Origin of the sequence: Qipengyuania sp. SS22, from assembly GCF_025736935.1 — a bacterium.
Classification (GTDB): Bacteria; Pseudomonadota; Alphaproteobacteria; order Sphingomonadales; family Sphingomonadaceae; genus Qipengyuania.
Genome location: NZ_CP107048.1, coordinates 929,425 through 943,872 on the forward strand (window position 1 = coordinate 929,425; position 14,448 = coordinate 943,872).

Here is a 14,448-nt window from a genome sequence, read left to right on the forward strand (position 1 = left end):
CGTGGATGCCGTCTGAGTAGCCCTTCCGAATGCTCCCCCTCGGCGGTAAGTCGTGATCATGTCCAAGCAAACCGACCGGCTCCTGGCAATCATGGCGCGCCTGCGCGATCCGCAAACCGGCTGCGAATGGGATACGGCGCAGAATTTCGCGACGATCGCGCCGTATACGATCGAGGAAGCGTACGAGGTCGCCGATGCGATCGAGCGTGACGATCTGAACGATCTGCGCGGCGAACTTGGCGATCTGTTGTTCCAGGTCGTCTTCCACGCGCGCATGGCCGAAGAAGCTGGCGCCTTTACCTATGACGATGTCGTGCGCGACATTGGCGACAAGATGGAAGCACGCCATCCGCATATCTTCGGCGATGAAGGCGGCGTCGTGGAAGAGAGCCGCTGGGAAGATATCAAGGCAGCCGAGCGCGACGCATCGGGTGCCACCAGCGCGATGGACGGCGTCGCCAAGGCGCTGCCCGCCCTGCTCCGTTCGCACAAGCTACAGAAACGCGCGGCGCGCGTCGGGTTCGAATGGCCCGATAGCGCGGGTCCGCTCGCAAAACTGAAAGAAGAACTGGCGGAACTCGACGAAGCCCAAACCGACGAGGAGCGCCTGCTCGAAGCCGGCGACGTCCTGTTCGTCGCGGTCAATATCGTGCGGCGCTACGGCGTCGATCCGGAACAGGCCCTGCGCGCCTCCAATGCCAAATTCGAACGCCGTTTCAAGGTAATGGAACAGCTATCCGAGAACGAAGGCGAAGACTTCGCCGCGCTCGACCTCGACCGACAGGAAGAATACTGGCAGCGCGCCAAGCGCGAAACCGGTTAGGCCAGCGCCTCGTACTGCCCCAGTTCCTTGGGGTTGAGCCGTACGGTGATCTGCCGCGAACCGCCGTCCTCGGTTTCGATGTCCTCGATCACTTCACCATGCGCGTGCAGCCATGCGATCCTGCGTCCATCGCCCGCCGGAACCTCGAAAGTCCGCAGCGCGGCGTTACGCGTCAGCATTTCGCCGAGGCGTTCAAGCAGCAGATCCACTCCCTCGCCCGTCAGCGCCGATGTCGCCACGATATCCTCGCCTGCATCGACCTGTTCGGCCAATTCATCGGCCAGGGCGGGCTCAAGCTGGTCCCATTTGTTCCACACTTCGAGGATCGGGATCGACGAGGCCTCCCCTTCCCCCTCGATCACATCGAGATCGCGCAGAATCTGCAACACCTGCGCCTTTTGCGCAGCGGTCGAGGGGTTCGAAATATCGCGTATGTGGCAGATGACGTCGGCCGAGGTGACTTCCTCCAGCGTCGCACGAAAAGCGGCCACTAGCTGTGTCGGGAGATCGGAGATGAAGCCCACCGTATCCGACAGGATCGCCTTCTCCACCCCCGGCAGGGTAATCGCGCGCATGGTCGGGTCGAGCGTGGCGAATAGCAGGTCTTCCGCCATCACCGCAGCCCCGGTCAGCCGGTTGAACAGCGTAGACTTGCCCGCATTGGTATAGCCGACCAGTGCCACCACCGGCCATGGCGCACGTTCGCGGCGTTCACGATGCAAGCCGCGCGTCTTGCGGACCTGTTCGAGCTCCTTGCGCAGCCGCCCCATCCGCTGGCGGATCATCCGGCGGTCGGCCTCGATCTGGGTCTCACCCGGACCGCCGAGGAAGCCGAACCCCCCGCGCTGCCGTTCAAGGTGGGTCCAGCTGCGCACGAGGCGGCTTTGCTGGTAATCGAGATGCGCGAGCTCGACCTGCAATCGGCCTTCGGCAGTCGCGGCGCGTTCGCCGAAGATTTCGAGAATCAGTCCGGTCCGGTCGATAACCTTGCGCGCGAGCTTTTCTTCCAGATTGCGCTGCTGGATCGGGCTCAAAGCGCCATCCACGACGACAAGCTCGGCCTCGTTCTGCTCGCAGGCGATACGGATATTGTCGACCTGGCCCGCGCCGAACAGTAGGTTCGGCCGCACTTCGCGCACCGGGAGCACGAAGCTGTCGGCAATGGCAATGCCGATCGCCAGCGCAAGCCCCTCGGCTTCGGCAAGCCGCGACTGCGCATCGAGGTCATAGGCCATCCCGCGGATGTCGGGGCACACCACCAGTGCCCGCGCCCCGCGCGAAACCTCGCCCATCAGGTCATCGTCGAAGCTCAGCTGTCGTCTTCTTCCCACTCCTCGGTCAGATCGACCGGGGTGGCTGGCTGGATTGTCGATACGGCGTGCTTATAGGCCAGCTGGACGTAGCCGTCGCGCTCGAGCAGCATGCAGAAAAGGTCGTATGCGGCGATCCGTCCCTGCAACATGACGCCATTGACCAGAAACATCGTCACTTGCGCTTCGGCCTGGCGCACCCGGCTGAGGAAGACATCCTGCAGCAGGCGCTGCTTGGCGGACGATCCCTGGCTGGCGAATTGCGTGGTATCGACCGGCTGCGCGGGCATTATCGTGCTGATCGCATGCTTGTAGACAAGCTGTGACTGGCCATCGCGGCGCAGCAGGATCGAGAAATTGTCGAACCACGTGACAATGCCCTGAAGCTTGACGCCCTTGACCAGGAACATGGTCACCGGAGCCTTGTTCTTGCGGAGCAGATTGAGGAAGGCGTCCTGCAAGTTCGCAGGGCGGCTTGCCGGGCCCGTTTCGGGCGATTTTGGACGCGGTCGTGCCGAAAGTGTTCGATCGCCGGACATGTACTTTTCCCGTTTTTGGCAGCCCTTGGAAGGGCCGCAATCTGGGCGCCCACCACGCCCGAGTGCATTCGCAAATGTTCGCGAACCCCGTTATTGTGGAAGACAATCCCAAGTAGCGCAACGGATTCCTTGTTTTGTCAGACAATGCGCAACTTTCGCGGGACGCGTCAGTTCTTCCGCTCGGGCCCCTTGCGCTCGACCATGCCCAGTAGCTTGAGTTTGCGGTGCAGCGCCGAGCGCTCCATCCCGATGAAGTTCGCGGTCTTCGAGATATTCCCGGAAAACCGACGGATCTGCACAGTCAGATACTCGCGTTCGAAATTCTCGCGCGCTTCGCGTAGCGGGGCGCCCATCATCGCCCCGACCCCGCCGCCACCACTGCCTTTGCCACCGAGTACTTCTTCGGGGAGCATGTCGACCTCGATCCGTTCGAGGCTGTCGCGCGGGGTCAGAATGATGGTGCGCTCGACCACATTGCGCAGCTGGCGCACATTTCCGGGCCAGTCATAGGCCTGGAGCGCGGCCATGGCCTCTTCGCTGATCGTCGGCGGCCGCAGGCCTTGCTCGGTCGCATAGCGGGCAAAGAAACTGTCGGCGAGCGCGGGGATGTCGTCGCGGCGTGCGGCGAGCGAGGGAACTTCGACCGGGACGACGTTTAGCCGGTAGAACAAGTCCTCGCGAAAGCGCTTCTCCTCCATCTCGCCGGCCAGATCGCGCGAGGTCGAAGAAACAACGCGAACGTCGACGCCGATCTGCCGGGTCCCGCCAACGCGAACGAAACTCTGCTCGGTCAGCACGCGCAGGATACGCGCCTGCGTCGACAGCGGCATGTCGGCCACTTCATCGAGATACAGCGTGCCGCCATCCGCGGTCTCCAGCAGTCCCGGACGGACGAGCTTGCCATCTGCTTCCTCGCCGAACAGTTCCTCTTCGAACCGCTCGGGCGTGATCCGCGCAGAGTTGACGATGACGAAAGCCTTGTCGGTTCGCGCGCTCCAGCTGTGCAACAGGCGCGCGGCAACTTCTTTCCCGGCACCGGCAGGACCCGTCACCAGAACCCGGCTCCCAGTACTGGCAACCCGCTTGAGCGTGGCGCGGACGGCGTTGATGACCGCCGAATTGCCGGTGAACTCGTCGCCCTGCCCCTGGTTTTCGCGCAGCCGCGTGTTCTCGCGGCGCAGGCGTTCGGTTTCGGTGGCACGCTCGACGAGATGCAGGAGACGCTCGGCTTCGAACGGCTTCTCGATAAAATCGACCGCGCCGCGGCTGACCGCGCTGACCGCAGTGTCGATATTACCGTGGCCCGAAAAGATGATGACCGGGAGGTCCGGCTCGCGCGCCTTGATCGCGTCGAGCACTTCGAGTCCGTCCATCGGGCTGCCGTGCAACCACACGTCGAGCAGGACGAGGCTCGGGCGCTTGTCATCGATCGCCTCGATCGCCGAGGTGCTGTCGCCAGCGGTGCGGCATTCATAGCCCTCGTCGCTCAGCACTCCCGCAACCAGTTCGCGGATGTCGCGTTCGTCGTCGACGATGAGAATATCCAGCGCCATGCGTCCCTATCCTTCTTTTTTCATGCTTGTCTGCGCGTCGCCATCGAGGGCGAGCGGATCGCGCGCGAACCGCATGGTCACGCGCGTGCCCCCGGTTTCGACCGAGGTGAATGTCATTTCGCCGCCGTGTTCCTCGACGATCTTGTTGACGATCGCGAGCCCGAGGCCGGTGCCCTTCTCGCGCGTCGTCACATAGGGCTCGAGGATGTTCACGCGGTCCTGCGGCAGGCCGATGCCATTGTCCTGGATCGAAACCGTCACCGCCTCGTCGCCGGGCTCGACCTCGACCGTGATCTTCCCGCGGTAATCGACATCGGCAGTGTGCGCCTTCGCCTCGATCGCCTCATAGGCGTTCTTGAGCGTATTTGTCAGCGCCTGTCCCAATTGATGCCGGTCACACTGGATCCGCACCGGCGCGGCTTCGGTGGTGTGGAAGCGGTAATCCACATTCTGATGCGCGACTTCCTGCAGGAACAGCGACTGGCGGATAAGGTCGATCGCATCCTCGGTGCGGAAGGTCGGCTTGGGCAGCCGCGCGAAGCTGGAGAACTCGTCGACCATCTTCCGCAGGTCGCCGACCTGCCGCACGATGGTATTGGTAAGCTCGTCGAACAGCTCGCCATCGATTTCGATCTGCTTGCGATAGCGGCGCTTGAGGCGTTCGGTCGCGAGCTGGATCGGCGTGAGCGGGTTCTTGATCTCATGCGCAATTCGCCGCGCGACATCCGACCAGGCGGCCTGCCGCTGGTCGAGCAATTGGCGGGTGATGTCCTCGAAGGTGATCACATGACCATCGCTTTCGGGACCGATCTTGACCGCCAACGTGAGCAGTTCGCCGTTGCGGCTGTGCGAGATGACCCCTCGCGAGAGCCCCGCACGGACCATCGCACCGATCTGCGGGGCAAGATCGTCGAGAGTCTCGGGCAGGTGTCCTCCCGCAGCCTCGTTGCCGAGCATCGCTTGCGCGCCGGCATTCATCAACAGCACGTTGAGATCGGCATCGACGGAAATGATGCCTGCACTGACCGATTCCAGCACCGCCTCGATGAAGCTGCGCCGCTCTTCGAGCTCGGTATTGGCTGACAGCAGCGCGTCGGTCTGCTTTTCGAGCTGCGCGGTCATGCGGTTGAAAGCGCGGTTGAGCAGGCCGATCTCGTCCGCGCCGGTGCGTCCTTCGACGCGCAGTGCGAAATTGCCCGCCCCCACCTTGTGCGCCGCCGCCACCAGATCGGTCAGCGGCTCGACCTGGCGATCGGCAAAGCGCAGCGCAAACCATACCGCCAGGCCGACCAACGCGAGCGAAACGAAGAACAGCGCCAGATTGAACCGCAACTGCAGGGCGCGCGCCCGTTTGGTCAGTTCGTCGTAAGCGGTCGAGATCGAGCGCGCGGATTGCCAGCTACGGAACGAGCCCGCTTCCGCATTGCGCGCTGTATAGAGATAGATCCCGGCAGCGCGATCGATCGGCGCGACCGCTTCGATCCGCTCGGCGCTGCCGCGCACCGCCACCTGTTCGCCGCTCGACAACCGCTCCAGCGAGTTCTGCGCGAAGGCGCGCGGATCGCTGGCCTCATTGAGGCCGTAGACGACCGCCGTACGCATCGAACCATCGGGCATCGCCTGCAGGATGGCGCTCTCGATCACGTCGCGCGGCTCGGCCTGATATTGATAGACGAGCGCGAAATTGGGATCGGTCACCTCGACCCGGCCAAGGATGGCGCGCATATCCATCGCCATCGAGATCGTTTCATTGCCGAGATCGAGCTGGTTCTCCTCGTAATATCCCTCGGCCAGTTGGTTGGCATTCTCCATCAGGCCGCGCGAATTGTCCGAGAACCAAAAATCCACCCCGGACTGGAACAGGAAAGCAGCGAAGCCCGCGACCAGCAGCGTCGGCACAGCCGCAATCAGCGAGAAGAAGAACACCAGCCTGACATGCAACCGCGCCGTGCTTCCGGCCGCACGCTTCAGCGCCACGCGCCGGCCCGCCAGCACCAGCAGTGCCATGGCGGGAATAAGCGTGCCGATAAGCAGGCCTGCGACCTGGCGCGATGGCAGCAATGCGCCATCGGGCGGCGCATTGGTGAACGTGGCCCAGGTGCTGGCCACCATGATCAGGAAGGCGATCGCTGCAGTGACCTCGATATAGCCGAAGAGATTCTGCCGCCGCGAGGTAACCACGAACCTGCGCCACCAGCGCGGTATCTGCCGCCGTGTTTGTGCTATAGCCGTCGTCATCGTGGCGGACATACAACGGCACTGTTGCAAAGTTGCAAGGACAAATTCGATCAGTTGTGGACGGCAGCGGATGGATGTCGACGTTATCGCCTACGGGTGAAGGTTTCCGGCGCGATGTCGAGTTCTGAAAGTCGCTTGCGCAAGGTGTTGCGATTGATGCCCAAAAGGCGCGCCGCGCGAAGCTGATTGCCCTCGGTCCGTTCGAGCGCCAGTTCGAACAGCGGCTTCTCGAACGCAGCAAGCGCAGCATGATACACCGCGCCGTCTGCCGGGCGGGTCATGTCGACCCATGCTTCGACGGCGGCCTCGAAACCGTGCTTGGCGCCATTGTCCTCATCGGTCCGGGCCGTCGGGAGCACGTCTTCAACCGCCGCGCGGTCGATCGTGTCGTCGCGCGCCATCAGCGCGAGCCGGAACGCCGCATTGCGCAATTCGCGGACATTGCCGCGCCATGCCCGTCCCTTGAGCGCTTCGATCCCATCGACACTCGCCTGCCGAAGCGGAAGCCCCTCCCCCGCCGCCTGGCCGAGGAAGTGGCGTACAAGGGCCCCGATGTCTTCCGGGCGTTCGCGCAGCGGCGGCAAATGGATCGGGACGACGTTGAGCCGATAATAGAGGTCTTCGCGAAACCGCCCGTCGGCAATCATCGGAGCAAGGTCCCGATTGGTCGCTGCGACGATACGCACATCCACGCCGATCTCCTGCCGACCGCCAACCCGCCGGATCCGCCCCGACTGGAGCGCGCGCAACAGGCGGGTCTGTGCCTCGGCGGGCATATCGCCGATCTCGTCGAGAAACAGCGTCCCGCCATTGGCCTGTTCGAACTTGCCGATCTGCTGGCTCACTGCGCCGGTAAAAGCCCCGCGTTCGTGGCCGAACAGCTCGCTTTCGAGCAGATCGTGCGGGATCGCCGCCATGTTGACCGCAACGAAGGGCCCGGTCTTGCGCGAGCCCAACTGGTGGATTGCCTCGGCGACCAGTTCCTTGCCCGTCCCGCTTTCGCCGGTAATCAGCACGGTAAGATCGTTGCGCAGGACGCGGGTAATCATACGGTAGACGCCCTGCATCGCAGGACTGCGCCCGATCAGCGGCAGCGCGCTGTCCTCGGCCTCCTCCTCCCGCTCGCTCGACGGACGACTGGCGACCGCCTGGGCCACGGCCTGCGTCAGTTCGTCGAGGTCGAACGGCTTGGGGAAATATTCGAATGCATCGCTATCGCTTGCGCGCACCGCCGTATCGAGCGTGTTCTGCGCCGACAGCACGATGACCGGCATCGCTGGGGCCAGCTTGCGCACGGTGTCGATCGACGCGAGCCCGTCGCCATCTTCCAGCATCACATCGGTGAGCATCACGTCGAACCGGTTGTCGGTCAGCAAGGCATCGCGCCGCGCTATGCTTTCGCAGGCGGTAACATCGAAGCCTTCCTCGCGCAGCGCCTCGGTGATGACCGTGGCGATACCCTTGTCGTCCTCGACCAGCAGAACAGTATGCGCCATCGTTCTCCCTAGCCCGCTACTGGCAGGTTGATGCGGAAATGGGTTTGGCCCGCCCGCTCGTCGCGCGCATGCGAGATGCGCCCGCCCATATCGCGGAGTAGCTTGCGAACAAGCGCGAGCCCAAGCCCTTGCCCATGCGGCTTGCTCGACACAAAAGGCTCGAACACGTGATCGCGCAGCGCCGGGTCGATCCCCGGACCGCTATCGGTCACCGTGATCTCGATTGGAAGGCGAGTCGCCTTGCCCAGCCGGATCGTGTTGAATACCAGGCCGCTAACGAACCGCGTTCGCACGCTGACACGGGGGTTTTCCATACCCGCGCTCGCGTCGCAGGCGTTAGCGATCAAATTGATCAGCACCTGTTCTAGCGCGCCCTGATCGGCAGCGACAGGTGGCAGTGAGGGATCGAATTCCTCGACCAGTTCGCATTGCGCGCTGCGCCCGGTGCGTACCGTGGCCATGGCGTTGCGGATCGCCTCGTGCAGGTTGCACGGCCCGGTGATCTCTACCGGTTTCGCGCCGAGCTGCTGCATCCGGTCGATCAACTGGGCGATACGGTCCACTTCGGCGGAAATCATCTGCGCCAGCGGTTTGTCCTTGCTGGCGATCCGCCGGGCCAGGAGCTGGCTCGCCCCGCGGATGGCCGACAGCGGGTTCTTGATCTCATGCGCAAGGACCGCAGGCGCCCGCAATTCCACGCGTTCGTTCTCGTCCTCGTCATTGGCTGGCTGTCCCGCATCGGAAAGCGTAATTACCCGCCATCCGGTTTCGCCATGCATGGGAGAGCTGCTGATGTTGACGCGCCGGTCTCCGACGGCAGTCGTTATGGTAACGCCGCGCGCGATGACCTGCGCATCGGCGGTCGATAGCCTTTCGCTCAAGCGTTCGTCAGACATCCCGATGACGTCCCATAAGCGCTTCTCGCATAGCTTGTGCGCGCTGCGGCCCAGCATCTCCTCCGCTGCGTGGTTGGCTTCCACAATATTGTCATCCTCGTCGAGCAGCAGGACCGCGAAGATCAGCGCGGCGAGCTGGGCGCGCGCATCGGGTGCGCCGGCGGATGTGCTCACGCGGCGCGGCGCCGGAGGAACGGTGCGTAGAAGCCCTCGATTTCCTCGAGCACCTTGCGCGGATCGTCGATGAAGTTGACGAAATTGCGGAACTCGGCCGAGCCATGCATGCCCTTGGTATACCAGCCGAGGTGCTTGCGCGCGATCTTGGTGCCGACACCCTCGCCATAATGATCGAGCATCGCCTGGTAGTGTTCGACAAGCACGTTGTACTGCTCGTCGAACGAGGGGGTCTCGAGCACTTCGCCAGTGCGCCACCAGTGCATGATCTGACCCAGCAACCACGGTTTGCCGTAAGCCCCGCGCCCGATCATGATCCCGTCGGCGCCCGATTGTTCGAGCGCCGCTGCGGCATCGGCGATCGTGCAGATATCGCCATTGGCAATGACCGGGATCGAAACCGCGTCCTTCACCTTGCGGATGAAGGCCCAGTCGGCGTGGCCCTTGTACATCTGGTTGCGCGTGCGGCCGTGGACAGTGATCATCTTGACCCCGAGATCCTCGGCAATGCGCGCAAGTTCGGGGGCGTTGAGATCGGCATGATCCCAGCCCATCCGCATTTTGACGGTCACCGGCACGTCGACCGCCTTGACCGTCTCTTCCATCAGCGTGGTCGCCAATGGCACTTCCCGCATCAGCGCCGAACCGGCAAGCTGGCCGACGACCTTGCGCACCGGGCAACCGAAATTGATATCGATGATGGCCGCGCCGTTATCCTGCTGGAGCTTGGCCGCGTCCCCCATACTCACCGGGTCGCAGCCAACCAGTTGCATCGACACCGGCTCCTCGGTCGCATCCCATGCGGCCTTCTGGATGCTCTGGCGCGTTTCGCGAATGGCCGCCTCGCTCGCGATCATTTCGGTAACGTTGAGGCCCGATCCATAGCGCCGCACCAAACGGCGGAAAGGCAGGTCGGTCACGCCGGTCATCGGCGCGAGTACGACCGGCGTGTCGATTGACACGTCGCCGACGAGGATTGGCTGCGGCGGCGCCGGAGGAAGGGGATGCTGGGTCATGCCGGGGTTCGTTGCCTAAATATTGGGCAGGCACATAGTGCGTTGCAGCGCAAACGGCAAGCCGCTAGCGCGCTGCGTTCGTATGCAGGATCCAGCTCCCCTCCCCGGTTTCGCCGCGATCGTCGTCGCGGCCGGCCAAGGCCTGCGCGCGGGACAGCCCCTGCCCAAGCAATTTGCGATCTGGCGCGGCAAGCCGGTGCTGCGGCACTCGGTCGAAAGCCTGCTTTCTGCGGGTGCCGGCCCCCTGGTTATCGCGGTGCCCGAGAATGCCGAGCAAGCGGCGCATGCGGCCCTGGCCGGGCTTGAGGGATATCGACTCGTCGCAGGCGGCGAGACGCGTCAGCAATCGGTCGTCTGCGCGCTGCGAGCCATGGGTGCGGCCGAACGCGTGCTTATCCACGACGCAGCGCGACCCGATCTCCCGCGTACCGTCATCGAACGCCTGCTCGCTGCTCTCGATGATCATGCGGGAGCGATCCCCGTACTCCCGGTGGTCGACAGCCTGTCACTCGACGAAGCCGGCATGATGAGCGGGACCGCCCCGCGCGAGCAATTGCGCCGGGTGCAGACACCGCAGGCGTTTCGCTTTGCAGCGATCGTCGCCGCGCACAACGCTTGGCAGTCCGAAGCCGCTGCCGGCGATGATGCGCAGGTCCTGCGCGCGGCTGGCGGCGAAGTCGCGCATGTGACGGGTGACGAACGTCTGGCCAAATTGACTTTCGGGGAGGATTTCATGACCCAATTGCCGCCCATACGGACCGGGATGGGATACGACGTCCACCGTCTTGCCGCAGGCGAGGAGCTCTGGCTCGGCGGTATCCGCATCGAGCATGACAAGGGGTTGGCGGGGCACAGCGATGCCGATGTCGGCCTCCATGCCATCGTTGATGCGTTGCTCGGGGCGATCGGCAATGGCGACATCGGCAGCCATTTCCCGCCCAGCGATCCGCAGTGGAAGGGTGCCAGCAGCGACCGGTTCCTGACCCACGCCGCGCAGCTTGTCGGCGAAGCAGGATATGGGATCGGCAATATCGACCTGACGATCATCTGCGAGGCACCCAAGATCGGTCCACACCGCGAAGCCATGCGGACCCGGATCGCCGAGCTGCTTGGCGTTGACATCGCGGCGATATCGGTAAAGGCCACCACCACCGAACGGCTGGGGTTTACCGGACGCGGTGAAGGGATCGCGGCGCAGGCCGTAGCAACGATAATCAGGGAGTAACGGGTGAGCAAATCGAACTACGGCAGGATCGCTGCCGGAGCAGTGGCAACCATCGGGCTACTGCATGCGCAAGCGGCGATGGCGCAGCAGTGCATCGCGCCCGAGGATCTGACCGATGCCGGTATTTATGCGGTTCCGGTGATCGCCGAAGGCTTCGCGGCATCCTGCACGCCCTATCTCGAATCGGACGGGTTCTTCGCGTCGCGCGGGGACGAGTTCGTGGCACCTTATACCGCGATGCAGACCGAAAGCTGGCCCGGAACCCTGCGCGTATTCATGAACTTCGCCACACGCGGGCAAGAGGACGGGACCGCAAGCGAGCGATCGGAAGTGTTCGGAAGCCTGCCGCCCGAAGCGCTGCGTTCGTTCGTGGATGCTTTCCTCGCACAGAAAATCGGCGAGGAGATCAAACCCGACGACTGCGCGAAGATCGAGCGCGCGATGGAATTGCTCGCCCCGCTCCCGCCCGAGAATTTCGGCGGCTTGCTGGCCTTCTTTCTGGATGTCTCCAAGGTCCGGGATCCGCAGGTATGCGACCCCGACCGGCCATGACTACCGCCCTTCTCCCGCCGGATATCGAAGAACTCGCACGCAAAGTGGTCGAAGCCAATTCCGCCGCGGGTCGGCAGGTCGCCGTGGCCGAAAGCTGCACCGGCGGCCTGGTCGCCGCGGCGCTGACCGAGATCCCGGGTTCGTCTGCCATGTTCGATCGCGGCTTCGTCACCTATTCGAACGAAGCGAAGATGGAATCGCTTGGCGTCCCGCTCGAGATCATCGAAACCTTCGGCGCGGTGTCGATCGCCTGCGCCTGGGCGATGGCCAAGGGCGCGCTGGAAAAGAGCAAGGCCGATGTCGCGGTGGCGATCAGCGGCGTTGCCGGCCCCGGTGGCGGCACCGATCTCAAGCCTGTGGGTACGGTCGTCTTTGCACGCGTGGTGCGGGGCGACGAGGGCGAACCCGAGGGTGAGCTCAAGCTTTTCGAACCGACCTCGCGCGCCGATATCCGCCGCGCTGCGACGATCTGCGCGCTCGAGCTGTTGGTGCCCTAAAGGTTGGCAGCCGCGTTTTCCCGGCCATAGAGCGCATCGGCGCGGTCTTCGAAGGCCTGCACCATCTTGCGGAAAGCACGGTCGAAATACTGGCCTGCCAGCGCCTCGAACACGGCGTTGCGAAAGGTAAAGTCGACACAGAAATCGACCTCGCACCCGCCGTCTTCGGTAGGCGTGAAGGTCCAGTTGTTGTCGAGATCCTTGAGCGGCCCGTCGACGTAGAACACTTCGAGATGTTCGGGCCGCTGTTTGACGACGCGCGAGGTGAACTTCTCGCGGATCGCCTTGAACCCGACCAGCATGTCGGCAGTCATCTCGGTTGCGCTGTCGCTGCGCACGCGGGTCGCGACGACCCATGGCAGGAACTCGCCATAGCTGCCGACATCGGCCACAAGGTCGAACATCTGCTCCTGGCTGTAAGGCAGCCGCCGTTTCTCACGGATGCCGGGCATCAGGCGCCCTGCTTGGCTAGCTTTGCTTCGCGCGCTGCGCGCATTTCGGCAAAATCGTCACCGGCATGGTAGCTCGACCGGGTGAGCGGGCTCGAGGCGACCTGCAGGAACCCCTTGGCGCGCGCGATCGAACCATAGGCAGCGAACTGCTTGGGGGTAACGAAATCCTCGACCGTGGCATGCTTGGGCGTCGGCTGGAGATATTGGCCCATGGTGATGAAATCGATGCCCGCACTGCGCATGTCGTCCATCACCTGATGCACTTCGAGCCGGCCCTCGCCAAGACCCAGCATGATGCCCGACTTGGTGAAGATCAGCGGATTATTCGCCTTTGCCTCTTCGAGCAGGCGCAGCGAAGCGTAGTAGCGCGCACCCGGGCGGATCGTGGGATAGAGCCGCGGGACGGTTTCCAGATTGTGGTTGAACACATCGGGCCCGGCTTCGCAGATCTCGGCGATCGACTCCTTCATCCGCCCCTTGAAGTCGGGCGTGAGGATTTCGATCGTCGTATTCGGCGTTTCGCGGCGCAGCGCGTTGATGACCTTTACGAACTGGCCCGCGCCGCGATCGGGCAGATCGTCGCGGTCGACGCTGGTGATGACGATATGCTCGAGCCCCATCGCCGCCGCCGCCGTAGCCGTATGCTCGGGCTCCAGCGGATCGACTGGCATCGGCATACCCGTCTTGATGTTGCAGAACCGGCAGGCGCGCGTGCAGGTATCGCCAAGGATCATTACCGTGGCGTGCTTCTTGGTCCAGCATTCGCCGATGTTCGGGCAAGCCGCTTCCTCGCACACGGTATGCAGGTTGAGTTCGCGCATCAGCTTGCGCGTTTCCTGATATCCCTTGCTGACAGGCGCCTTGACCCTGATCCAGTCGGGCTTGCGTTGCATCTTGGGGCGTTCGCCCTCGGGCTGGGGTGCGGAGGAGAGGTCGTTCATGTCACGGCCCATCTAGGCCCCCTCCCCGCGCACGGCAACCCATCGCCAATCGCACCGGCACTTGCGTCGCACCACTTTTCGGGGCAGCGGAGCGGGCATGAAGACATTCGCCGATATGATCGAAGGGTATGGCCGCTTCCGCGAAGGCGACTGGCAGCGTCAGCACGATCGCTGGGAGCAGCTCAGGGGCGGCCAGTCGCCGCAGGTCATGGTCATCGCCTGTTCGGACAGCCGGGTCGATCCGGCGCAGATCTTCGACGTCGATCCGGGCGAGATTTTCGTCGTCCGCAATGTCGCGGCACTGGTTCCGCCGTTCGAAACCACCCCCGGACGTCACGGCGTATCGGCCGCGCTCGAATTCGCGGTCCAGTTCCTCAAGGTGCGCGAAGTGGTCGTCATGGGCCACGGCATGTGCGGCGGCTGCAAGGCCGCGCTGACGCAGGATTTGCATGGCAATGAACTCGGCGAAGGCGGGTTCGTCGCGCATTGGATCGACATGCTCGATGCGGTGCGCGGCCCGATCGCCGCCGCGCAGGGCACCAGCGGACGCGGCGCCGAGCGCGCGATGGAACTGGCCGCGGTCAAGGTTAGCCTGGAGAACCTGCGCACCTTCCCCTGCGTCCGGGAGAAGGAAGCCGACGGATCGCTCGCCGTGCGCGGCGCCTATTTCGCGATTTCGGATGGCATCCTTCACCTGCTCGACGAGACCAGCGGGGAGTTCTTGCCGGCCTCGTGA

14 protein-coding genes are annotated in these 14,448 nt (G+C 63.8%); 5 read left to right on the forward strand and 9 right to left on the reverse strand.

Going from position 1 to position 14,448, the window contains the following annotated elements:
- Window positions 1–58: 58 nt before the first annotated feature.
- Window positions 59–823 (forward strand): nucleoside triphosphate pyrophosphohydrolase, encoded by a 765-nt coding sequence (gene mazG, locus N6L26_RS04565; RefSeq protein ID WP_263606851.1) that lies wholly within the window; start codon window positions 59–61, stop codon window positions 821–823.
- Here the strand turns inward: mazG and hflX are convergent.
- The 7 genes from hflX to dusB form a co-directional block, all read right to left on the reverse strand.
- Complete coding sequence (hflX, locus tag N6L26_RS04570; RefSeq protein ID WP_263606852.1) at window positions 820–2,115, reverse strand: GTPase HflX; 1,296 nt, start codon at window positions 2,113–2,115, stop codon at window positions 820–822. The genes mazG and hflX overlap by 4 nt on opposite strands.
- A gap of 17 nt (window positions 2,116–2,132) precedes the next feature.
- Window positions 2,133–2,672, reverse strand: a complete 540-nt coding sequence (gene hfq / locus N6L26_RS04575; RefSeq protein WP_263606853.1) for an RNA chaperone Hfq — start codon at window positions 2,670–2,672, stop codon at window positions 2,133–2,135.
- A 167-nt stretch (window positions 2,673–2,839) separates the two neighbouring features.
- Complete coding sequence (locus N6L26_RS04580; protein WP_263606854.1) at window positions 2,840–4,225, reverse strand: sigma-54-dependent transcriptional regulator; 1,386 nt, start codon at window positions 4,223–4,225, stop codon at window positions 2,840–2,842.
- Window positions 4,226–4,231: 6 nt separating this feature from the next.
- Window positions 4,232–6,463 carry an ATP-binding protein gene (locus N6L26_RS04585; RefSeq protein WP_263606855.1) on the reverse strand — a complete coding sequence of 744 codons (2,232 nt, stop codon included), beginning with the start codon at window positions 6,461–6,463 and terminating at the stop codon, window positions 4,232–4,234.
- An 83-nt stretch (window positions 6,464–6,546) separates the two neighbouring features.
- On the reverse strand, window positions 6,547–7,959 hold the full coding sequence (locus N6L26_RS04590) for a sigma-54-dependent transcriptional regulator (protein WP_263606856.1): 1,413 nt from the start codon (window positions 7,957–7,959) through the stop codon (window positions 6,547–6,549).
- An 8-nt stretch (window positions 7,960–7,967) separates the two neighbouring features.
- A complete protein-coding gene (locus N6L26_RS04595; protein WP_263606857.1) occupies window positions 7,968–9,029 on the reverse strand; it encodes a two-component system sensor histidine kinase NtrB in 1,062 nt (353 codons plus the stop codon).
- Window positions 9,026–10,045, reverse strand: coding sequence for a tRNA dihydrouridine synthase DusB (gene dusB, locus N6L26_RS04600; protein WP_263606858.1), 1,020 nt, complete (start codon window positions 10,043–10,045; stop codon window positions 9,026–9,028). The genes N6L26_RS04595 and dusB overlap by 4 nt, the downstream gene beginning before the upstream one ends.
- 82 nt (window positions 10,046–10,127) lie before the next feature.
- Between dusB and N6L26_RS04605 the strand changes: the two genes are divergently transcribed.
- From N6L26_RS04605 to N6L26_RS04615, 3 genes are read left to right on the forward strand one after another with little or no spacing between them, the layout of a single operon-like run.
- A complete protein-coding gene (locus tag N6L26_RS04605; RefSeq protein WP_263606859.1) occupies window positions 10,128–11,270 on the forward strand; it encodes a bifunctional 2-C-methyl-D-erythritol 4-phosphate cytidylyltransferase/2-C-methyl-D-erythritol 2,4-cyclodiphosphate synthase in 1,143 nt (380 codons plus the stop codon).
- Window positions 11,271–11,273: 3 nt separating this feature from the next.
- The gene (locus N6L26_RS04610; protein WP_263606860.1) at window positions 11,274–11,822 is read left to right on the forward strand and encodes a hypothetical protein; all 549 of its coding nucleotides are present in this window, start codon (window positions 11,274–11,276) and stop codon (window positions 11,820–11,822) included.
- A complete protein-coding gene (locus tag N6L26_RS04615; RefSeq protein WP_263606861.1) occupies window positions 11,819–12,319 on the forward strand; it encodes a CinA family protein in 501 nt (166 codons plus the stop codon). The genes N6L26_RS04610 and N6L26_RS04615 overlap by 4 nt, the downstream gene beginning before the upstream one ends.
- Here N6L26_RS04615 and N6L26_RS04620 read toward each other — a convergent pair.
- Window positions 12,316–12,771, reverse strand: coding sequence for a type II toxin-antitoxin system RatA family toxin (locus tag N6L26_RS04620; RefSeq protein ID WP_263606862.1), 456 nt, complete (start codon window positions 12,769–12,771; stop codon window positions 12,316–12,318). The two genes, N6L26_RS04615 and N6L26_RS04620, sit on opposite strands and share 4 nt — an antisense overlap.
- Window positions 12,771–13,712 (reverse strand): lipoyl synthase, encoded by a 942-nt coding sequence (gene lipA / locus N6L26_RS04625; RefSeq protein ID WP_263606863.1) that lies wholly within the window; start codon window positions 13,710–13,712, stop codon window positions 12,771–12,773. Before lipA ends, N6L26_RS04620 begins: the two co-directional genes overlap by 1 nt.
- A 97-nt stretch (window positions 13,713–13,809) precedes the next feature.
- On the opposite strand from lipA, the gene N6L26_RS04630 reads away from it, so the two are divergent.
- Window positions 13,810–14,448 carry a carbonic anhydrase gene (locus N6L26_RS04630; protein ID WP_263606864.1) on the forward strand — a complete coding sequence of 213 codons (639 nt, stop codon included), beginning with the start codon at window positions 13,810–13,812 and terminating at the stop codon, window positions 14,446–14,448.

Coding starts and splice junctions, on each gene's coding strand:
- N6L26_RS04630 (WP_263606864.1), top strand. CDS start 13,810: ATGAAGACATTCGCCGATATGATCGAAGGGTATGGCCGCTTCCGCGAA.
- hflX (WP_263606852.1), bottom strand. CDS start 2,115: ATGGGCGAGGTTTCGCGCGGGGCGCGGGCACTGGTGGTGTGCCCCGAC.
- hfq (WP_263606853.1), bottom strand. CDS start 2,672: ATGTCCGGCGATCGAACACTTTCGGCACGACCGCGTCCAAAATCGCCC.
- mazG (WP_263606851.1), top strand. CDS start 59: ATGTCCAAGCAAACCGACCGGCTCCTGGCAATCATGGCGCGCCTGCGC.
- N6L26_RS04590 (WP_263606856.1), bottom strand. CDS start 7,959: ATGGCGCATACTGTTCTGCTGGTCGAGGACGACAAGGGTATCGCCACG.
- N6L26_RS04580 (WP_263606854.1), bottom strand. CDS start 4,225: ATGGCGCTGGATATTCTCATCGTCGACGACGAACGCGACATCCGCGAA.
- dusB (WP_263606858.1), bottom strand. CDS start 10,045: ATGACCCAGCATCCCCTTCCTCCGGCGCCGCCGCAGCCAATCCTCGTC.
- N6L26_RS04585 (WP_263606855.1), bottom strand. CDS start 6,463: ATGACGACGGCTATAGCACAAACACGGCGGCAGATACCGCGCTGGTGG.
- N6L26_RS04620 (WP_263606862.1), bottom strand. CDS start 12,771: ATGCCCGGCATCCGTGAGAAACGGCGGCTGCCTTACAGCCAGGAGCAG.
- N6L26_RS04605 (WP_263606859.1), top strand. CDS start 10,128: ATGCAGGATCCAGCTCCCCTCCCCGGTTTCGCCGCGATCGTCGTCGCG.
- N6L26_RS04615 (WP_263606861.1), top strand. CDS start 11,819: ATGACTACCGCCCTTCTCCCGCCGGATATCGAAGAACTCGCACGCAAA.
- lipA (WP_263606863.1), bottom strand. CDS start 13,712: ATGAACGACCTCTCCTCCGCACCCCAGCCCGAGGGCGAACGCCCCAAG.